We start from the raw sequence: 20,568 nt of genomic DNA, 5'->3' as shown, positions 1-20,568 counted from the left end.
CCGCCGGTCCGGACGCGGGCCGAAGGCGTTACACAGACGCAACCGAAGCGGCGGGGACAGAGCCCCGGGCCGGTGGCAGGATGCACCCACATCGCAGCATGCACGGCTTGGATGATCTGTATCCGCTCTGGAGGACCAGTGTCCGCTCGCTCCGCGTTGCCTGTCATAGCCGTCGCCACGGCCGTCGTCGTACTGGCGGGGTGCAGCAGCACCAAGTCCGACGGGAAGAAGGGTTCCGGCGGTCTGGAACTGGTCTCCTCCGGCACCCTGAAGACCTGCACCCACCTTCCGTACGCGCCGTTCCAGGTGAAGAAGGACGGCAAGGTCGTCGGGTTCGACGTGGACCTGGTGGACCTGGTCGCGAAGGATCTCGGCGTCAAGCAGGAGATCGTCAACACGCCCTTCGAAGGCATCGAGACCGGCCAGGACTTCACCATCCGCAAGTGCGACCTGGCCGCCGCGGGCATGACGATCACGCCGGCCCGCGACAAGGTCATGGATTTCTCCGACCCGTATTTCAACGCCACCCAGGCACTGCTGACGAAGAAGGACAAGCCCTTCAAGAAGATCGAGGATCTCAAGGGCAAGAAGCTCGGCTATCAGAAGGCCACCACCGGCGGGATCTACGCCAAGGAGCACGGCAAGGGCGTCGAGCTGGTGGAGTTCGAGGACCTGGGGCTGCTGCTGACCGCCGTGAAGTCCGGCCAGGTCGCCGCCGGCATCAATGACAACGGGGTGCTCTTCGACTATGTGAAGCAGAACCCGGACACCAAGGTCACCGCGGAGTTCAACACCGGTGAGCATTACGGCATCGGTGTGCGCACCGGCAATGACGCGCTGCGCAAGAAGATCAACGCGGCGATCAAGAAGGCGAAATCCGACGGGAGTTACGACCGGATCTACAAGAAGTGGTTCGGCACCACCCCGCAGAGCTGAGGCCGCCCGTCATGCCTGTGTCCAAAAGACAGCGCGCGCGGGCCATCCGCGGCGCGCAGTACGGCGTCCTGGTCGCCGCCGTGGTGGTCTTCGCGCTGATCGCCGACTGGCACCAGCTGCGGCTGGCGTTCTTCGACGTCGAGGTCGCGAAGGCGCTCTTCCCCGAGATCATCACCACGGCGCTGGTGAACACCGTCCTCTACACCCTGCTCGGCTTCGGTTTCGGGCTGGCGCTGGGGCTGGTGCTCGCGCTGATGCGGCTCTCGTCGGTGCCGCCCTACCGCTGGATCGCGGTCACCTATATCGAGTTCTTCCGCGGTATCCCCTGTCTGCTGGTCTTCATCGCGCTCGGCTTCGGTGTGCCGCTGGCCTTCGAGGTCGCGCTCGATATGAACATCACCGTGATGCTGTCACTGGGGCTGGTGGGCGCGGCCTATATGGCGGAGACCATCAGGGCCGGTATCCAGGCCGTCCCCAAGGGGCAGACGGAGGCGGCGCGTTCCCTGGGGATGTCGCAGGGGCGGGCGATGGCCTCGATCGTCATCCCGCAGGCGTTCCGTATCGTGCTGCCGCCGCTGACCAACGAGCTGATCCTGCTGACCAAGGACTCCTCGCTGGTGTATCTGCTGGGTCTGTCCCTGACCCAGTTCGAGCTGGCCAACTTCGGCCGGGACGCGCTCAATGAGCACAAGAGCCTGACCCCGATCCTGATCGCCGGGCTGCTCTATCTCGTGATCACCCTCCCCCTCGGACAGCTGGTCCGTCGGCTGGAGGCCCGTACGGCGAAGGCCAGGTGAGCGGCGTGACGACCGAGCAGGCGGCACCGGAGACGGTGGGCACGAAGGCCATCGACGTCCAGGGCCTGCGCAAGGCTTTCGGGGAGCTGGAGGTGCTGCGCGGGATCGACTTCTCGGTGGCGCGCGGCGAGGTGGTGTGTGTCATCGGGCCCTCGGGGTCCGGGAAGTCGACCCTGCTGCGCTGTGTGAACCTGCTGGAGGAGCCGAGCGCGGGCCGGGTCGTGGTGGCCGGCACCGAGGTCACCGACCCGGACGTGGACATCGACCGGGTCCGGCGGCGGATCGGGATGGTCTTCCAGTCCTTCAACCTCTTTCCGCATCTGACCGTGCTGGAGAACCTCACGATCTCCCAGCGGCGGGTGCTGCGGCGCGACCGCACCGAGGCGGAGCGGATCGCCCGGGCCAACCTCGAACGGGTCGGGCTGAGCGACAAGGCGGCGGCCTATCCGGCGCAGTTGTCGGGCGGGCAGCAGCAGCGGGTGGCGATCGCGCGGGCGCTGTCGATGGACCCGGAGCTGATGCTGTTCGACGAGCCGACCTCGGCGCTGGACCCGGAGCTGGTCGGCGATGTGCTGGCGGTGATGCGGTCGCTGGCGCAGGAGGGGATGACGATGCTCGTCGTCACCCACGAGATGAGCTTCGCCCGGGAGGTCGCCGACCGGGTGGTGTTCATGGACGGCGGGGTGATCGTCGAGCAGGGCACTCCGGAGCAGGTGGTGGGTGCCCCGCAGCACGAGCGGACCAGGACGTTCCTGGCGCGGGTGCTCGATCCGGCGGCGGCCGAGGTCGGCGAGGCCCCGGACAGCGGCGCGGCGGGCAAGCGGGTGGACCGCTGAACGGGACGGAACTACGGGGCGCCGGCCGCCCCGTAGTGGTCCGCCGGCCTCAGCGGTGGTTCAGGACAGCGGCTTGGTGAGCTTCTTGGTGCCGGTGCTGTTGCCCGTCAGGCTGCAGCTGACGGACTTGATGCCGAGCCGGTAGCCGTTGAGGTTGGGGTACTCGATGTGGGTGCCCTCGGCGGTGCCCGCGGGCTGCTGGGACGCCTTGCGCCCCAGCTCCTTGCGGCACAGCGACGCCGCCTTGTTCTTGATGTCCGATTCGGTGGTGAGCCCGGACCCCAGGCGGTGGAGGGAGACGACCTCGGCGTCGTGCGGGCCGTTGCAGGAGGCCTCGTCGTTGTTGGCGCTGTTGTCCGCCGGGCGGTCGTAGCAGTCGCCGACCTTCAGCAGATAGAAGGGGATCTTGCCGGCGGGGGGCGACGGGAGGCTGCTCGCGAAGTCACCGTCGGTGGGGGCGCCGGTGGGCTCGTCCGTGGGCGTGGGCTCGTCGTAGGGCGTCGGGGACGTGCTCTCGGACGGGCTGGCGGCGGCGCTCGAACCGGACGGCTGGGCACGGTGGTTGCCGTTGTCGTCGCCGGTGTTCACCACGACCAGGGTGATGACGGCGGCCAGCACGATCACGCCGCCGCCGATGATCGCGGCGATGGTCTTGCCGTTGCCGCCGCCGGGCGGGCCGGGCGGCTGCTGCCAGCCGCCGGGACCACCGGGGCCGCCGGGGCCGGGAGGGCCGTAGCCGCCCGCGGGCGGGCCGTAGCCGCCGGGCGCCTGGTTGCCGCCCGGGGGCGGACCGTAGCCACCCGGGCCGTAGCCGCCCTGTGCCGGACCGCCCGGCCCGTAGCCGCCGGCCGGCGGGCCGAAACCGCCCGGGGCGGCGTGGGGCGGCTGGTTCGGCTGGTTGGGCGGCGGCGGAAAGCTCATGGCGGAAATGATCGCTTCTTCACTCGGATTTACGGGACTCGGTGACCAACCTGGAACAATTCACGTCTGAAATGTCCGGACCCTGGGCACCGTTGGCGACAGACAACAAGCCAGCCTACGGCTCGGAGGTTTTCCTTGTTCACCGACCTTCCCCTGGAGGAGCTGCACGCGTACTGCCCGCCGCGTCCCGAGCCGGCCGGCTTCGACGCGTTCTGGCGGCGCACCCTCGTCGAGGCCCGCACCCATGACCTCGACGCGCGCTTCACCGAGGTCGATGCCGGACTCGCCCTGCTCCGTACCCATGACGTGACGTTCGCGGGCTTCGGCGGGCACCCCGTCCGCGGCTGGTTCCTGCTCCCGCGCGCGGCCACCGGGCCGCTGCCGTGCGTCGTGCAGTACCTCGGCTACGGCGGCGGACGGCTGCTGCCGCACGACTGGCTGCTGTGGCCGTCCGCGGGCTACGCCACGCTGGTCATGGACACCCGCGGCCAGAGCGGCCCCAACCGGCCCGGTGACACCCCCGATCCGGTCGGCTCCGGCAACCCGGGCGTACCCGGCAAGCTCACCCAGGGGCTGCTCGACCCCGACGGCTACTACTACCGGCGGCTGTTCACCGACGCGGTACGGGCCGTGGAGGCGGCGCGGGGACATGACGCGGTGGACACCGACCGGATCGTGGTCGCCGGCCACAGCCAGGGCGGCGCCCTGGCCCTGGCGATGACGGGCCTGGTCCCCGGTCTGGCGGGGGCGCTGATCGACGCGCCGTTCCTGACGCACATCCGCCGCGCGATCGAGATCACCGACGCCGGCCCCTACGGCGAACTCACCCGCTACTTCGCGGGGGCACGCTGCCGGACCGACACCGCGCTGCACTCCCTGGACCACTTCGACGGCCTGAACTTCGCGGCCCGCGCCACCGCCCCGGCGCTCTTCGGCACCGCGCTGCGCGACGACGTGGTGCCGCCGTCCACCGGCTTCGCCGCGTTCCATCACTACACGGGCGCGAAGGAACTGAAGATATGGCGGTTCAACGGCCACGAGAGCGGCGGCGGTGAGCAGCGGGCCGCCGAGATCGCGTTCCTGCGCGGACTGTTCCGCTGAGCGGACCGGGTACGGCCCTCACACCGCCCCGAGCAGATGCTCCAGCGCCAGCTGGTCCAGATGCTCGAAGGCCATCCCGCGGGCGGCCGCCGCCTCGACGTCGAAGGTCTCGTAGGCGGTGGTGTCGGCGAGCAGACCGGCCAGGCCGTCCTCGGCGGTGGGGCGGGCCAGCTGGTCCAGGCGCGCGGCCCGCAGCGCGTCCTGGACGGCCGGGTCGGACCGGAACGCCGCCGCGCGCTCCTTGAGGATCAGATAGTTGCGCATGCAGCCGGCCGCCGAGGTCCAGACACCGTCCAGGTCCTCGGTGCGCGGCGGCTTGAAGTCGAAGTGCCGCGGCCCGTCGTAGCCGGCCGTCTCCAGCAGGTCCACCAGCCAGAACGCGGACCGCAGATCGCCCGCGCCGAAGCGGAGGTCCTGGTCGTACTTGATCCCGCTCTGGCCGTTGAGGTCGAGGTGGAAGAGCTTGTCCGCCCACAGTGCCTGGGCGATGCCGTGCGGGAAATTCAGCCCGGCCATCTGCTCGTGTCCGACCTCGGGGTTGACGCCGAAGAGGCCGGGGTGTTCCAGCCGCTCGATGAAGGCGAGGGCGTGGCCGACGGTCGGCAGGAGGATGTCGCCGCGCGGCTCGTTGGGCTTGGGTTCGAGGGCGAACCTCAGGTCGTAGCCCTGCTCCAGGACGTACTGGCCGAGGAGGTCGAAGGCCTCCTTCATCCGGTCCAGGGCGGCCCGTACGTCCTTGGCGGCGCCCGACTCGGCGCCCTCCCGTCCGCCCCACGCGACATAGGTGCGGGCGCCGAGTCCGGCGGCGAGGTCGATGTTGCGGAGCGTCTTGCGCAGGGCGTAGCGGCGGACGTCGCGGTCGTTGGCGGTGAAGGCGCCGTCCTTGAAGACGGGGTGGGTGAAGAGGTTGGTGGTGGCCATCGGGACGATCAGGCCGGTGGCGTCCAGCGCCCGGCGGAAACGGCTGACGGCCGCCTCGCGCTCGGTGCCGCCGGCGTCGAACGGGATCAGGTCGTCGTCGTGGAAGGTGACGCCGTACGCGCCCAGGTCGGCGAGGCGGTGCACGGTCTCGACGGGGTCCAGGGCGCGGCGGGTGGCGTCGCCGAAGGGGTCCCGGCCCTGCCAGCCGACGGTCCACAGGCCGAAGCTGAACTTGTCCCCGGGCGTGGGCTGACGGCTCATCGCGGCTCCCTCGATCATTTCGTCAGGGCACTTTACAAATTCTGCCGCGGCCAAACTAATATGCGACAGCACGCCGGGGAACCCCCTGGAACGAGACCTGGATGACGGGCCGCCGAGGGAGAGTGCACACGATGGGCGCACAGGCAGCGGGACCGCTGGTCGTCGGGGTGGACAGCTCCACCCAGTCCACCAAGGCGCTGGTCGTGGACGCGGTGACCGGTGCGGTCCTCGCCCGGGGCCAGGCGCCGCACACGGTCAGCGGCGAGGCCGGCGCCAAGGAGAGCGACCCGCGGCAGTGGTGGCAGGCGCTGGGTGAGGCGCTGGCGCAGTGCGGTGAGGCGGCGCGGCAGGTCTCGGCGGTGTCCGTCGGCGGGCAGCAGCACGGGCTGGTGGCCCTGGACGCGGCCGGTGCGCCGGTGCGTCCGGCGATGCTGTGGAACGACGTACGCGCGGCACCGCAGAGCGAGCGGCTGATCGCGGAACGGGGCGGCGCGCGGGCCTGGGCGGACCGCTTCGGGAGCGTGCCGGGCCCGGCGTTCACGGTGGCCAAGTGGGCCTGGCTGCGGGAGCACGAGCCGGCCGCGGCCGCCGCCACCGCCGCGGTGCGGCTGCCGCACGACTACCTGACCGAGCGGCTCACCGGCGAGGCCGTCACGGATCGCGGCGATGCGTCCGGGACCGGCTGGTGGGCCTCGTCCACCGAGTCCTACGACGCGGAGGTCCTGGCGCATGTCGGGCTGGACCCCGCGCTGCTGCCCCGGGTGGCGCTGCCCGGCGAGGCCGCCGGGACCGTGCACGCCGGTGATCTGCCGCTCCCCAAGGGCGCGTTGGTGGCCGCCGGCACGGGGGACAACATGGCCGCCGCGCTCGGCCTGGGGCTGCCGCCGGGCCGGCCGGTGCTGAGCCTGGGCACCTCGGGGACGGTCTACGCGGTCTCCGCCCGCCGGCCCGCCGATCCGACCGGGACGGTGGCGGGCTTCGCCGATGCCCGCGGCGACTGGCTGCCGTTGGCCTGCACCCTGAACTGCACGCTCGCCGTGGACCGGGTGGCGGCGCTGCTGGGGCGCGACCGGGAGGACGTGGCGGAGGGCGGCGGTGTGGTGATGCTGCCGTTCCTCGACGGCGAGCGCACCCCGAACCTTCCCGGCGCCTCCGGCCTGGTGCACGGGCTGCGGCACGACACCACGGCCGGCCAGCTGCTCCAGGCCGCCTACGACGGCGCGGTGTTCACCCTGCTGCAGGCCCTGGACCGGGTACTGGACGCGGACGCCGCGCCCGATGCGCCGCTGCTGCTGATCGGCGGCGGGGCGCGCGGCCGGGCCTGGCGGGAGACCGTGCGCCGGCTGTCGGGCCGTCCGGTGGTGGTGCCCGAGGCACGGGAGCTGGTGGCGCTCGGGGCGGCGGCGCAGGCGGCGGGGCTGCTGCTGGAGGAGGACCCGGCGACGGTGGCCCGTCGTTGGGGCACGGCGCGCGGTGCGGAGTACGAGGCGCGGTCACGGGACGAAGCCGCCTGGGAGCGGCTGACGGCGACGCTGGCCGACGGCGCGCCGCTGCTGCGGTGACCGCGGCCGGAGGTGACACCCAGCACGGCATCCGGCGGCGCAATCTGGCCCGGGTGCTGCGGGCCGTGGCCGGGCACGGGCCGCTGTCCCGGGCCGCGGTCGCGGCCCGTATCGGGCTGACCCGGGCGGGGGTAGCCCCGCTCGTCGACGAGCTGCTGCGGGCCGGGCTGCTGGTCGAGGCGGGGCGGACGGCGACCGGCGGCCGGGGCAGGCCGGGCAGTGAACTGGCCGTCAGCGACCGCGGCCCGGCCGGGATAGGGGCCGAGATAGGCGTCGACCACCTGGCGGTGTGCGCGGTCGATCTGCGCGGACGGGTCCGGGCCCGGGTGGCGGCCGACGCGGCGAACCGGCACAGCGCTCCCGGGCCCGTGCTGCGGCAGCTGTCCGCGCTGCTGGCCGAGGTGACCGCGGAGATCGCGGCCGAGGGACTGCGGCCGGCCGGGCTGACGGTCGCGGTGCCCGGTCTGGTGGCCCGTGGGACGACGACGGTGGTGCACGCCCCCAACCTCGGCTGGCGGGCGGCCGATCTGGCGCCGGGGCTCGCCGGGGCGACGGCCCCGGGCGGCGGCGGCCCGGCCCTCCCGCTCACCGTCGAGAACGAGGCCAACCTCGGGGCGCTGGCCGAACTCCGGCTGGGCGGGGGTGACGGCGGGTCGGCCCCGCCGCCGGACTTCGTGCATGTGTCGGCGGAGGCCGGGATCGGTGCGGCGGTCGTCGTGGACGGCCAACTCCTGCGGGGCGCCCGGGGGTTCGCCGGGGAGCTGGGGCATGTGCCGGTGTATCCGGACGGCGTGCCGTGCGACTGCGGCGGCCGTGGCTGTCTGGAGCAGTACGCGGGGGAACCGGCCGTGCTGCGGGCGGGCGGGCTCACTCCCGGGCAGGCGGCGGCGCATCCGGGGCCCGGTGCCCGTATCGGTCTGCTGGCGCGCCGTGCCGCCGACGGGGACGCCGCCGTCGTCCGCGCGCTGCACGAGGCGGGGGCGGCGCTGGGGGTGGCGCTCGCCGGGGCGGTGAATCTGCTCGATCCGCAGGCGGTGGTCCTCGGGGGTGCGCTGGCCGGGCTGGCGCCCTGGGTACTGCCGTCCCTGGAGCGGGAGTTGGCGCTGCGGACGGCGGTCGCGGGCGATGGCCTGCCGCCGGGGGCCGGGCGGGGTGGCGGGCCACGGGTGACGGTGTCCCGGCTGGGCGCCGACGGGCCGCTGCTCGGGGCGGCGCACGCCGCGCTCCAGGCCGTCCTGGACGATCCCCTCCATTCCCGCACCCCGGCACACTCTCCCCGGAATTGAACCCGCTAAACCTTTCCAGGGTGCGGGAATTCCATGCCACCCCATCGAGCGATTGTGCCGATAAAAACAGCACGACTACCTTCGGTTCGGCGGGTTGCCGCGGAACCGCCCTAAGACGGGGTTTCGGGGCGGGCCGCATCGCACTCTTCGAAGAGATAGGTGGCACGGTGACAATTGCCGACGAATCGCTGCACGGCACTGCGGAAGAAGCTCAGAATTCCAGCCTGAGTACCACCGCGGCGCGGAATCTGGCGACCACCACCAAAACCGCACCGCAGATGCAGGGCATCACGTCCCGGTGGCTGCTGCGGCTGCTTCCCTGGGTGCAGGTGTCCGGTGGCACCTATCGCGTGAACCGCCGGCTGACCTACACCCTCGGCGACGGGCGGATCGATTTCGACACCAGTGGCAGCGATGTGGCGATCATCCCCGATGAGCTGCGCGAGCTGCCCGCCCTGCGGGAGTTCACCGACACCGAGGTGCTGACGGCGCTCGGCGACCGCTTCACCCAGCAGGAGTACGCGCCCGGTGAGCTGATCTGCGAGGCCGGCGGTCCCGGCGACCGGCTGGTGCTGATCGTGCACGGCCGGGTGGACCGCGTCGGCACCGGCAAATACGGCGAGGACACGGTGCTGGAGGCGCTGGCCGGCGGGGACCACCTCGGCGACGAGCCGCTGACCGACCCCGAGGCCACCTGGCGGTTCAGCTACCGCGCGGTGACCCGGGTGACCGTGATGACGCTGCCCCGGCAGGCCGCGCAGGAGGTCGCCGACCGCTCCCCCGGGCTCCGGGAGCATCTGACGACGGCCCGTCAGGGCACCGCGCAGCCGGTGAACGCAAGCGGCGAGTCGGCGGTCTCCCTCGCCTCCGGCCACCACGGTGAGCCGTCCCTCCCCGCCACCTTCGTCGACTACGACGTGACGCCCCGGGAGTACGAACTCAGCGTCGCGCAGACGGTGCTGCGCACCCACAGCCGGGTCGGCGACCTCTACAGCGACCCGATGAACCAGGTCGAGGAGCAGCTCAAGCTGACCGTCCAGGCGCTGCGGGAGCGCCAGGAGCACGAGATGATCAACAACCCCTCGTTCGGCCTGCTGCACAACGCCGACCTCAAGCAGCGCATCCACACCCGCACCGGCCCGCCCACCCCCGACGACCTCGACGAGCTGCTCGCGACGGTCTGGAAGGACCCAGGCTTCCTGCTCGCCCACCCCCTGGCGATCGCCGCCATCGGCCGGGAGTGCAGCGCCCGCGGGCTGTATCCGACGGCGGTGGATTTCATGGGGCATTCGCTGCCCTCCTGGCGCGGGGTGCCGATTTTCCCGTGCAACAAGATCCCGGTGACGAAGGAGCGGACGAGTTCCATTCTGCTGATGCGTACCGGAGAGGAGAAGCAGGGCGTCGTCGGCCTCCACCAGACCGGAATTCCCGATGAATACGAGCCGGGCCTTTCGGTGCGTTATATGGGCCTGGACGACCGGGCGGTCATCAAGTATCTGGTCAGCGCCTACTATTCCACGGCCATTTTGGTGCCCGATGCCCTGGGTGTTCTCGACGACGTACAGATCGGCCACTGAACGACGACCGGCGGAATACCGGTGCGCCCCGGGAGCGGCTTCTCCCGCCGCCCCGACGCGCGGACTCCTGCTCCGCGCCGCACCGGTCTCAGCACAGCACAGACAAGAACAGGTGAGCCTTCCTCATGACCACATCGGTGGACCCGACGTCCGGCCCGCAGGCGTCCGAGCAGACCCGTTCCAGCCTGGACACCGCGGCGGCGCGCAAGCTGGCGACCACGACCAAGACCGTGCCGCAGATGCAGGGGATCTCCTCCCGCTGGCTGCTGCGCGTCCTGCCCTGGACGCAGGTCTCCGGCGGCACGTACCGCGTCAACCGCCGGCTGACCCACACCCTCGGCGACGGCCGGGTGGAGTTCGTCTCGACCGGCTCCGAAGTCCGGGTGATTCCGGAGGAGTTGCGCGAGCTGGCGCCCTTGCGCGGCTTCGCTGACACCGCGGCACTGGAGGCGCTGGCGGACCGCTTCGTCCAGCGGGAGTTCGCACCCGGCGATGTACTGGCCCGGGCGGGCGGGCCGACGGACCGGATCGTGCTGATCGCCCACGGCAAGCTCGACCGTGTCGGCGCCGGGAAGTACGGCGACGAGACCGTGCTGGGGGTGCTGGCCGACGGTGACGCGATCGGTGCGGCGGCGCTGGTGACCGCGGACGCGGAGTGGGAGCACTCCGTACGGGCGGTGACCCGGGTGACCGCGCTGACGCTGTACCGCAGCGATCTCGAAGAGGTGCTGGGCCGTTCGGAGCCGCTGCGGGCCCATCTCGCGGAGGTCGGCGCGGCGCTGGTGCCGGCGCAGAACAAGCACGGCGAGGCGGCCATCGAGCTGGCCGCCGGCCATGTCGGTGAGCCGGCCCTGCCGGGCACCTTCGCCGACTACGACCTGGCGCCGCGGGAGTACGAACTCAGCGTGGCGCAGACGGTGCTGAAGGTGCATTCACGGGTCGCCGACCTCTACAACGACCCGATGAACCAGCTGGACCAGCAGCTGCGGCTGACCGTGGAGGCGCTGCGGGAGCGCCAGGAGCACGAGATGGTCAACAACCCCTCGTTCGGCCTGCTGCACAACGCCGATCTCAAGCAGCGCATCCACACCCGCAGCGGTCCGCCCACCCCCGACGACCTCGACGAGCTGATCTCCCGGCGCCGCAAGACCCAGTTCCTGCTGGCGCATCCGCGGACGATCGCGGCCATCGGGCGGGAGTGGAACGCCCGGGGCATCTACCCCACGACCGCGGAGGTCGAGGGCACCGCGGTCCGTGCCTGGCGGGGCATTCCGCTGCTCCCCTGCAACAAGATCCCGGTCACCCCGGAGCAGACCAGCTCGATCCTGGCACTGCGGGTCGGCGAGGAGAACCAGGGCGTGGTCGGGCTGCACCAGACCGGCATCCCGGACGAGTACCGGCCGGGACTGTCGGTGCGTTTCATGGGCATCAACGACCAGGCGGTCATCAATTACCTGGTCAGCGCCTACTACTCGGCGGCGGTCCTGGTGCCGGACGCGCTGGGCATCCTGGAGGACGTCGAGATCGGTCACTGACCGGCGGGTGACGCACCCGGGTGCCGGACCCGAACGGCCGTCAGGGTCGCTGGCGTGGCACCCGGGTGACGTCCGATCAGGTATCCCGTCGCTTCTGACCTGCGCCGTTCTGCCTTTGGTCAAGCCATTGGCAGAACGGCCATTCCCTTGGCAGGGCGTGCCCTGTTGCGCATCATGAACGCACCACATGTGCGTGACATGTACGCGACCACCCCTCGGTCCCTGTCAGGAGTTCACATGGAGCCCGCCCCCCACCGCCCGGCTCGCCGGCGGCTGCTGACCGGTGCGGCCGCGCTCGCCGCGTCCGCCGCCCTCACCCCCCTCACCACGGCCCCCACCGCCGCCGCCACACACCGGCGGACCCCGCTCGGCGGCACCTACCCCCCGGTCCAGTGGGTCCCGGCGAGCCCGGGCAACTTCACCGCCGCCGACCGGCCGGCGCAGTACCCGGTCGAGCGGGTCGTGGTGCATGTGACCCAGGAGACCTACCAGGACACCCTGAAGCTGTTCCAGGACCCGAAGCACAAGGCCGCAGCGCACTATGTCGTACGGTCCGCCGATGGCCACATCGCCCGGTGCGTCCGCGAGCGGGACGTCGCCTGGCACGCCGGGAACTGGACCTACAACACCCGCAGCATCGGCATCGAGCACGAGGGCTGGATCGACGACCCGACGTGGTTCACCGACGTGCTCTACACGCAGTCCGCGCTGCTCACCGCCGCGATCTGCGACCGGTACGGCATCCCCAAGGACCGGGAGCACATCATCGGCCATGTCGAGGTCCCCGGCACCGACCACACCGACCCCGGTGAGTTCTGGGACTGGGCCCGCTATCTCCAGCTGGTCAACGACGTCTCGTGGCAGCACGCCGGATGACCCGGCGCGGCGACACGGCGGCCGTTCCGCCGGTGTACCGCTTCATGACGCCTCCGGGCCATGGTGAACGCCTCCCGTATCTGGGAGAGTTGACGGGACGTCAGGAGGGATCGTGAAGCGGCGATGCGGTCGGGTGCGCGCGGTGCTGACGGTGCTGGTGGCGTGGGGTGTGCTGGCCGGTGGAGGGGTGGCGGGCGGAGCCGCGGCCACCGCCGCCGACAGCCTCCTCCGCCGCTTCGGTGCGGCGGACGTGGCGCCCGGTGTGGCGTACGGGGAGTTCCGGCTGACGCTGCCGCGCGGCACCGCGCACGGGCATCTGCTGACCGTCGATCTCGCCGATCCGCGGGTCACGGTGGACCTGCTCTACCCGGGCGCGGTCGGCGCGCGGTCGCCGGTCTCCCAACTCGCCGCGGAGCGCCGGGCGGTGGGGGCGGTCAACGGGGACTTCTTCAACATCACCGAGACCCAGCACCCGGGTGTGCAGCCCACCGGCGCCGCGGTCGGCCCGGCGGTGGCCGCGGGGCGGCACCTGAAGGGCGCGGTGCCCGACGGCCAGCGGTTCGGACCGGTGCTGCCGCCCGGCGCGACCACCGAGGACGTGCTCGGCGTCGGCTACGACCGCCGCGCCCGGCTGGACCGGCTCACCCTGCGCGGCGCGGTGCTGACCGGCGAGGGGACGCTACCGCTGCGCGGACTGAACCAGTACGCGCTGCCGGTCGGCGGGATCGGCGTTTACACCGCGCAGTGGGGTCCGGCGTCCCGGGTGCGCGCCACCTGCGGCACGGACACCGACCGGGCGGCGCCGTGCAGCGCGGAGACCGCGGAGGTGACGGTCCGGCACGGCCGGGTGACGGCGGTCGGGGAGGTCCCGGGCGCCGGCGGGGTGCCGGCGGGCAGCGTGGTGCTGGTGGGCCGGGAGGAGGGGGCGCGGCAGCTGCGCGCGCTGCGGATCGGTGAGCCGGTGAGCGTCAGCTCGTACCTCACCGGCCGGGGGAACGGACGGCTGCGCTGCGCGGTGGGCGGCTTCCCGATCGTGCGGGGCGGTGCGCCGGTGGCCGGTCTGGACACCGGCGCCGTGGCGGTGCGCACGTCCGCCGGGATCGGGGCCGGCGGACGGGTGCTGTATCTGATGGCACTGGACGGGGCGCCGGGCCGGACCGGCCTGACCGTGCGGGAACTGGCGGAGGTCATGGCGCAGTTGGGCGCGCGGGAGGCGATGGATCTGGACGGCGGCGGGTCCTCGACGCTGGTCACCGGCGACGCGTACGGGGCCACGGTCCGCAACCATCCGTCGGGGGGCGCGGAGCGGCCGGTGCCCAACGCGCTCGGGGTGTTCTCCGCCGCCTGAGCGGCCCGGCCCGGTGGGCCGCCGCCGTCACGGCCGCAGGCTGCTCACCACGTCGGCGGCGCCCGACAGCCCTTGGTGGATGTCCGGGGCGAGGCTGCTGCTCGCCAGGTAGAAGCCGAGCAGCGCACACACCAGGGCGTGCGAGAACTTGAGCTTGCCGCTGCGCAGGAAGATCACGGTCAGGACCACCAGCAGCAGCACGACCGAGATGGAAATCGCCATGGGACGCACACCTCCTCTACCGCCGCCCGAACGGGCGGCAAGGGGTGGCCAGTTTGGCGTATTTCAGGGTATGTACGGTTCTGGCCCGGGTGCTCCGATCGGGTGATCACTGCGGGTCACGGGCCGGTGGTGCGGCGCCGGACGCCGGTGGCGGCACGAGCCGGAGGACACACCCTCGCCGCCGTGGCGTGGATCACATCACTCCCTGCAACGAACTGTGTCGCCCGGCCGTCTTAGCGGCCGACACCGCCGCCCCCCACCGCAGACGGAAAGCCCGAGATGAGCCAGTTCCCCTTCCCCCGCCGCGGGCCGTTCCGGCCACGGCGCGCCGCGCTCGCCCTGGCCTCGGCGGTCGGCGCGGGCACCCTCAGCGGGTGCGCGGGCTTCGCGGCGCCGGCCCCCGTGGCCGACCCGGTGAAGGTCGCGCTGGGCGCGTCCGACGGCACCAGGACCGTGCAGGCCGGCGACAAGCTCACGGTGACCGCGAAGGGCGGGGTACTGACCGAGGTGACCGTCACCGACCCCAGGGGCCGGCGGCTGCCCGGCGGGCTCGGGGACGGCGGCACGGTCTGGACCTCCAGCGCCAAGATCGCCCCGGCCACCAAGTACTCCGTCGTCGCCAGGACCAGGAGCGACCAGGGCGGCGTCGCCGCGACCAAGGAGTCGCTCACCACCGCGCGGCCGGCCCGGCTCAACACGGTGGTGCTCGACCCCGGCCCCCGGGACGCCGTGGTTACCGTCGACCGGCTGCTCACCCTCACCTTCGAGCACCCGGTGACCGACCGGGCCGCGGTGCAGCGCCGGCTGAACGTCACCGCCGGCGACCGGCCGGCCGGTTCGTGGGACTGGGCGACGGACCGCAACGGCAAGGACCAGGTGACCTGGGCACCCGCACAGCGCTGGAAGCCGGGCACCGAGGTCACCTTACGGGCGGAGCTCGACGGGGTGGACTCCGGCGGCGGCCGCTACTTCTCCGGCGACTATGACCTGAACTTCACCATCAGCCGGAGTTGCACCGACTCGGACCCGGGACGGGTTTGTGGCAAGGTCCACGTGGGTGACCCCGCCGGGGTCCTCACCTCCTCCGTACGAGGGAAAGACGAGCACACCACCGGGATCGGAGACCGGCATGACGGCTGATCCCCGGGACAGAGAAACAGCGCCCGCGCGTCGAGCAGCTGACCCCTTTCAGAGCCTAGTGTGACGGAATGAGCACCGTGCAGGACCAGGATCAACTCACGGGGTGGCGGCGCTTCCGGCGCCGTGTCCCCAATGGCTTCGCCATCATCTTCAGCGTATTGGGGCTGTTTTGTGCCCTGACGGCGCTGATCGGGCCGCTCCGGCGCGGACTCCACCCGGTGATCTACTGGCTGGACACCCTCACCATCCCGGTGGCGCCGAACTTCGCGTATGCGGCGTTCCTCTTCCTCCTGGGCGCGGCGATGACCGCCAGGAAACGGGTGGCGCTGTGGTTCGTGGTGGCCTACATGGTGCTGGTCACCCTCGCCGACGCGCTGTTCCTGGCCGCCGGGTACTGGGAGTTCGCCTTCTCCCTGGTGCTGTGTGCCGCGGCGCTGGTGCTGCTGCTCGTCTCGCACCGCGAGTTCTACGCGATCACCCGGCGCGGTGCGTTCCTGCGCGCCCTCCTGGTGCTGGGCGGCGGGCTCGTGGCGGCGGTGCTGATCGGCTGGGGACTGGTGGCGCTGGCCCCCGGCACTCTGGAGCCCGGCGCCGCCAACCGGCTGCTGTGGACCGCCAACCGCGTCTGCGGCGGGCTGGTCGGCGGCCATCTCGTCGAGGGCCATCCGCCGCACTGGATCAGTGCCGTCCTCGGCCTGCTCGGTGCGCTGGCGCTGCTGAACGCCGCGGCCACCCTCTTCCGTTCGCAGCGCATGGAAGCCGCGCTGCACGGCGACGAGGAGGCCCGCATCCGGGCGTTGCTGGACCGCTACGGCAGCCAGGACTCGCTCGGCTACTTCGCCTCCCGCCGCGACAAGGCGGTGGTCTTCTCCGCCAGCGGCAAGGCCGCCGTCACCTACCGCGTCGAGGCCGGCGTCTGCCTGGCCAGCGGTGACCCGGTCGGTGACCGGGAGGCGTGGACGCAGGCCATCGAGGCGTGGCTGGAGGTCGCCGGACGGTACGGCTGGCAGCCGGCCGTGATGGGCGCGAGCGAGAGCGGCGCCAAGGCGTTCGCCCGCAGCGGCCTCGGGGCGCTGCAGCTCGGCGACGAGGCGATCCTGCACGTGAAGGACTTCGACCTGGACGGCCGGGAGATGCGGGTCACCCGCCAGGCCGTCAACCGCGTCGAGCGGACCGGCGCGACCTTCCGCGTACGGCGCCACTCCGCGCTGACCGACGAGGAGATGCAGGAGGTCATCCACCGGGCGGACGCCTGGCGGGACACCGAGACCGAGCGCGGCTTCTCGATGGCGCTGGACCGGCTGGGCGACCCGGAGGACGGGGACTGCCTGCTGGCCGAGGCGTTCGACGGCGACGGCAACATGATCGCGCTGCTGTCCTTCGTGCCCTGGGGCAAGGAGGGCATCTCGCTGGACGTCATGCGACGCGACCGCTCCGCGCCCAACGGCGTCATGGAGTTCATGGTGGCCCGGCTCTGTGCGCAGGCCGGGGCGATGGGCGTGCGGCGGATCTCGCTGAACTTCGCGGTGTTCCGGTCCGCCTTCGAGGAGGGCGGCCGGATCGGTGCCGGTCCGGTGCTGAAGTTCTGGCGCCGGCTGCTGCTGTTCTTCTCCAAGTGGTGGCAGCTGGAGGCCCTCTACCGCTCCAACGCCAAGTACAACCCGGAGTGGTACCCGCGGTTCCTGTGCTACGCGGACGCCGGCGCGCTGGCCCGGATCGGTCTGGCCTCCGGTATCGCCGAGGGCTTCGTGGCCGTGCCGAGCCTGGGCAAGCTGTGGGGCAAGGGGCACAAGAAGCGGGTGCTGGCCCCGGCCAGTACCGCGGGCCTGCCGTCGCTGGACGAACTCGGCCTGGTGCAGACCGCCCCGGCCACCGAGGAGGAGCGCCACGAGCAGGAGCTGGCCGCGCTGCCCGAGCAGGTGCGGGTGCGCCACCGCAAGCTGGAGCGGCTGCGGGAGGCCGGCACCGACCCGTATCCGGTGGGCGTGCAGCGGACGCACACCCTGGGCCAGGTCCGCGACGAGTACCCGGACCTGACGCCCGGGGCGCGCAGCGGCAAGACCGTCAGCATCACGGGGCGGGTGCTGCTCACCCGCGACCACGGCGGGGTGCTCTTCGCGGTGCTGCGCGACTGGTCGGGCGATCTGCAGATCGCGCTGACCCGGGACGGCAGCGGCAAGGAACTGCTGGACCGCTTCGGCTCGGACATCGACCTCGGTGACCATGTCGAGGCGGAGGGCGAGGTCGGCACCAGCGACCGCGGTGAGCTGACCGTGTTCGTCAGCGGGTGGCGGCTGACGGCCAAGTGCCTGCGGCCGCTGCCCGACAAGCGGCGCGGGCTGTCCGACCCGGAGGCCAAGGTCCGCCAGCGGTATGTGGACCTGGTCGTCTCGACGGACGCCCGGGAGAACGTACGGGCGCGCAGCAGGGCGGTGCAGGCGCTGCGCCAGGGGCTGGTCGACCGGGGTTACCTGGAGGTCGAGACGCCGATGCTCCAGCAGATCCACGGTGGCGCCAACGCCCGGCCGTTCCACACCCACATCAACGCCTACGACCTCGACCTGTATCTGCGGATCGCGCCGGAGCTGTATCTCAAGCGGCTGTGTGTGGGCGGCATGGAGAAGGTCTTCGAGATGGGGCGGACGTTCCGCAACGAGGGCATCTCCTACAAGCACAACCCCGAGTTCACGATGCTGGAGGCGTACCAGGCGTACGCCGACTACGACGTGATGCTCGACCTGACCCGGGAGCTGATCCAGAGCGCGGCGGTCGCCGCGTTCGGCAGCGCCACCGCCCGTAAGGCGGACGAGAACGGCAGGCTCGTCGAGCACGACATCTCGGGGATCTGGCCGGTGAAGACCGTCTACGGCGCGCTCTCCGAGGCGCTCGGCGAGGAGGTCGACGCGGACACCGCGCCGGACCGGCTGCGGCGGCTGTGCGCCGCCTCGGCGGTGCCGGTGAAGCCGGAGATGGGCCGCGGTGACCTCGTGCTGGAGATGTACGAGCGTCTGGTGGAGGAGAAGACCCAGCTCCCCACGTTCTACAAGGACTTCCCCACCGATGTGTCGCCGCTGACCCGGCAGCACCGCAAGGACCCGCGGCTCGCCGAGCGCTGGGACCTGGTGGCGTTCGGCACCGAGCTGGGCACCGCCTACTCGGAGCTGACCGACCCGGTCGAGCAGCGCCGGCGGCTGACCGCCCAGTCGCTGCTGGCGGCCGGCGGTGACCCGGAGGCGATGGAGCTGGACGAGGACTTCCTCCAGGCGCTGGAGTATGCGATGCCGCCGACCGGTGGTCTGGGCATCGGCGTGGACCGGCTGATCATGTTCCTGACCGGTCTGTCGATCCGCGAGACGCTGCCGTTCCCGCTGGTGCGGCGCCGCTGACGGCATCCGGGCCCGGTCACGGCGGGCGCGCGACGGCGGGAGGCCACCCCCATGGTGCGGGGGTGGCCTCCTGTCGTGCGCGGGCGCCGGCGGTCAGTTCGTCCCGTGGGCGGAGCACCCGGCCGGGGTGGCTGCCGCGGCCTTGGAGTACTTCCACTCCGGGTCGAGCAGTTCGGTCTTGAGCTGCTTCGCCGCGGCCGGGCTTTCGACGATGTAGCCGAAGTCCTGGAGCCAGGCCGGGTAGAGGTTCTTGGAACCGATGTAGAACGCCGCGTCGTCCACCGACACCAGCTTGTGGTGCAGTGCGTACGGCTTGCCGTCGGCCCAGGTGGGGCTGTCGGAGCTGCGGAACGAGGCGAGCTGGAGGTTGCCGCACATCGCCCGCGAGGCCTTCTCGTTGTCGCCGGTGAGGGCCACCAGACGCGCGCGGAGGGTGTCGCTGATCTCGTCCAGGGACTTGATCTGGGAGTAGCCGCCGCTGCCGACGGCCCCGCGGTTGGCGGGGTCGCTGACCACGATGCGGACCTTCACCCCGTCGGTGAGCTTCTTCGCGAGGGTGTCGTAGGTCCGGATGTCGTAGCGCGGCAGTGGCGGGCAGGTGGCGTTGAGGTCCTGCTGGGAGATCTCGACGTGGCTGCGCGCGCTGGCGATGAGGGAACGCAGCGCGTTCTCCTCGGGGTTGACCGTGTCGTAGTCGCGGTCGTGGTTGGTGTTGTCGTGCAGCCCGACCGTGCACTTGGTGTCGGGGGCGGTGGGCAGGTCCGGGTGGTAGCCCGAGGAGGGGTCGGACTCCTTGATGCCCACGCCGAGACCGCCGACCGCGAGGACCGGGACGTCACCGGCCGGTTCGGCGGGGGCGGCGGCCCGGTCCTTCTCCAGGGACGCCATGCAGGAGGCCCCGTTCGAGGTGGCGAGCCACACCTTGGCCGGGTCGGTCACGTTGCGGCAGGTCCAGTCCCACAGCGTGTCCAGGTACTTCCCGGCCGAGCGGGCGGCCGGGCCGCGGAGCGCCATGTCCACGTCCGACACGGGGTGGGTGGTGTCGAGGTAGTCGTCCTTCCAGCCGTTGATCCCGCCCGTGAGGGTCGTCTTCCCGTCGACCACCACGAGCTTGGAGTGATTCCAGGACAGCGACGTCTTGGACGTGGTCATCGAGGCCACGTTGAGCGTGACCTTCCCGGCCGCGGGGCCGAGCTTGTCGATCAGCTCGTTGCGGTAGCGGGAGGGCACCACATTGAGGTGGTAGATGGGGGCGGCGCCGACCAGGATGCGCACCTTGGGCGAGTGTCCCGCCCGGACGGACGCCTTGAGGCCCTCGACGATCGCGTCCTGGAACCCGCCGTTGGGGAACGGGGCCAGCGAGGAGATGTCCACGGTGTGCTGTGCGTCGGCGATGTTGCGGGTCATCCTGTCGAGCAGCCGCTTGCTGCCCGTACGGTCCTTGCATCGGTCGTCGCCCCAGCAGCCGGGGGTCTGCAGCAGCCAGCCGGCCGGGTCGCCGTCCGGGGCGTCCAGCCGGTTGCCGTCGGTGCGCTCCCACACCGAGCCTTCGAGGCCGGGTGAGGTGTCGCGGAGGGAGCGCTCGATGGAGTCCAGGTGAGGTGTCGGCGGGGTGTCCGCCGCGTACGCCGTCCCGGTGGGCAGCGCCGCGCACACCGTCGTCAGGGCGAGGGACGCCGGTATCAGGCGGTGGAGTGGGTGGTGAGCCAAGAACTTGCCTTCTGGTGGTGACGGAGAGAGCCGGGCGGTGATCACCTGTGGATCGCCGGCCCGGCTCCGATGGCCACCTGAACGTATCGTTCCCCTCCGCTTCGCTCCGTGCGGAAGTCGATCTCCGCTACAACTCCGGCTGTCCCCTCCCCC

At 71.9% G+C, this 20,568-nt stretch carries 16 protein-coding genes; 12 read left to right on the top strand and 4 right to left on the bottom strand.

Features of this window, described 5'->3' with window-relative positions:
* Positions 1 to 138 precede the first annotated feature (138 nt).
* From ACGFN2_RS01255 to ACGFN2_RS01245, 3 genes are read left to right on the top strand one after another with little or no spacing between them, the layout of a single operon-like run.
* Positions 139 to 936, top strand: a complete 798-nt coding sequence (locus ACGFN2_RS01255; RefSeq protein WP_362606560.1) for a basic amino acid ABC transporter substrate-binding protein — start codon at positions 139 to 141, stop codon at positions 934 to 936.
* A gap of 11 nt (positions 937 to 947) precedes the next feature.
* A complete protein-coding gene (locus ACGFN2_RS01250) occupies positions 948 to 1,733 on the top strand; it encodes an amino acid ABC transporter permease (protein WP_393356585.1) in 786 nt (261 codons plus the stop codon).
* 5 nt (positions 1,734 to 1,738) lie between these two features.
* Positions 1,739 to 2,569, top strand: coding sequence for an amino acid ABC transporter ATP-binding protein (locus ACGFN2_RS01245; protein ID WP_393356583.1), 831 nt, complete (start codon positions 1,739 to 1,741; stop codon positions 2,567 to 2,569).
* Between the two features lie 60 nt (positions 2,570 to 2,629).
* Here ACGFN2_RS01245 and ACGFN2_RS01240 read toward each other — a convergent pair whose 3' ends face one another.
* Positions 2,630 to 3,490 (bottom strand): hypothetical protein, encoded by an 861-nt coding sequence (locus tag ACGFN2_RS01240; RefSeq protein WP_362606568.1) that lies wholly within the window; start codon positions 3,488 to 3,490, stop codon positions 2,630 to 2,632.
* Between the two features lie 135 nt (positions 3,491 to 3,625).
* On the opposite strand from ACGFN2_RS01240, the gene ACGFN2_RS01235 reads away from it, so the two are divergent.
* Complete coding sequence (locus ACGFN2_RS01235) at positions 3,626 to 4,591, top strand: acetylxylan esterase (protein WP_393356581.1); 966 nt, start codon at positions 3,626 to 3,628, stop codon at positions 4,589 to 4,591.
* 18 nt (positions 4,592 to 4,609) lie between these two features.
* Here ACGFN2_RS01235 and xylA read toward each other — a convergent pair whose 3' ends face one another.
* Entirely contained in the window at positions 4,610 to 5,773 is a 1,164-nt protein-coding gene (gene xylA, locus ACGFN2_RS01230; RefSeq protein ID WP_362606573.1) for a xylose isomerase, read from the bottom strand.
* 131 nt (positions 5,774 to 5,904) lie between these two features.
* On the opposite strand from xylA, the gene xylB reads away from it, so the two are divergent.
* From xylB to ACGFN2_RS01200, 6 genes are all read left to right on the top strand, one after another.
* Entirely contained in the window at positions 5,905 to 7,335 is a 1,431-nt protein-coding gene (gene xylB / locus ACGFN2_RS01225) for a xylulokinase (protein ID WP_393356578.1), read from the top strand.
* Entirely contained in the window at positions 7,332 to 8,621 is a 1,290-nt protein-coding gene (locus tag ACGFN2_RS01220) for an ROK family protein (protein ID WP_393356576.1), read from the top strand. Before xylB ends, ACGFN2_RS01220 begins: the two co-directional genes overlap by 4 nt.
* Positions 8,622 to 8,788: 167 nt before the next feature.
* Positions 8,789 to 10,198 carry a family 2B encapsulin nanocompartment shell protein gene (locus tag ACGFN2_RS01215; protein ID WP_393356574.1) on the top strand — a complete coding sequence of 470 codons (1,410 nt, stop codon included), beginning with the start codon at positions 8,789 to 8,791 and terminating at the stop codon, positions 10,196 to 10,198.
* Between the two features lie 125 nt (positions 10,199 to 10,323).
* Positions 10,324 to 11,733, top strand: a complete 1,410-nt coding sequence (locus tag ACGFN2_RS01210; protein ID WP_393356572.1) for a family 2B encapsulin nanocompartment shell protein — start codon at positions 10,324 to 10,326, stop codon at positions 11,731 to 11,733.
* Between the two features lie 237 nt (positions 11,734 to 11,970).
* Positions 11,971 to 12,609 carry an N-acetylmuramoyl-L-alanine amidase gene (locus ACGFN2_RS01205; RefSeq protein ID WP_362606585.1) on the top strand — a complete coding sequence of 213 codons (639 nt, stop codon included), beginning with the start codon at positions 11,971 to 11,973 and terminating at the stop codon, positions 12,607 to 12,609.
* Between the two features lie 112 nt (positions 12,610 to 12,721).
* Entirely contained in the window at positions 12,722 to 13,957 is a 1,236-nt protein-coding gene (locus tag ACGFN2_RS01200) for a phosphodiester glycosidase family protein (protein ID WP_362606587.1), read from the top strand.
* 27 nt (positions 13,958 to 13,984) lie between these two features.
* Here ACGFN2_RS01200 and ACGFN2_RS01195 read toward each other — a convergent pair whose 3' ends face one another.
* Entirely contained in the window at positions 13,985 to 14,179 is a 195-nt protein-coding gene (locus ACGFN2_RS01195) for a hypothetical protein (protein WP_018088533.1), read from the bottom strand.
* 279 nt (positions 14,180 to 14,458) lie between these two features.
* On the opposite strand from ACGFN2_RS01195, the gene ACGFN2_RS01190 reads away from it, so the two are divergent.
* Both ACGFN2_RS01190 and lysX read left to right on the top strand, forming a co-directional pair.
* The gene (locus tag ACGFN2_RS01190) at positions 14,459 to 15,319 is read left to right on the top strand and encodes an Ig-like domain-containing protein (protein WP_393356569.1); all 861 of its coding nucleotides are present in this window, start codon (positions 14,459 to 14,461) and stop codon (positions 15,317 to 15,319) included.
* A 68-nt stretch (positions 15,320 to 15,387) separates the two neighbouring features.
* The gene (lysX, locus tag ACGFN2_RS01185; RefSeq protein WP_393356567.1) at positions 15,388 to 18,705 is read left to right on the top strand and encodes a bifunctional lysylphosphatidylglycerol synthetase/lysine--tRNA ligase LysX; all 3,318 of its coding nucleotides are present in this window, start codon (positions 15,388 to 15,390) and stop codon (positions 18,703 to 18,705) included.
* Between the two features lie 93 nt (positions 18,706 to 18,798).
* Here the strand turns inward: lysX and ACGFN2_RS01180 are convergent, their stop codons facing one another.
* A complete protein-coding gene (locus tag ACGFN2_RS01180) occupies positions 18,799 to 20,415 on the bottom strand; it encodes a phospholipase D-like domain-containing protein (protein WP_393356565.1) in 1,617 nt (538 codons plus the stop codon).
* Positions 20,416 to 20,568: the final 153 nt, after the last annotated feature.

The organism is Streptomyces sp. NPDC048612 (assembly GCF_043199295.1).
In the GTDB taxonomy this organism is placed as follows: domain Bacteria; phylum Actinomycetota; class Actinomycetes; order Streptomycetales; family Streptomycetaceae; genus Streptomyces.
Note: the sequence above shows the minus strand (reverse complement) of the source record. Positions and strands in the feature narration are given on the sequence as shown.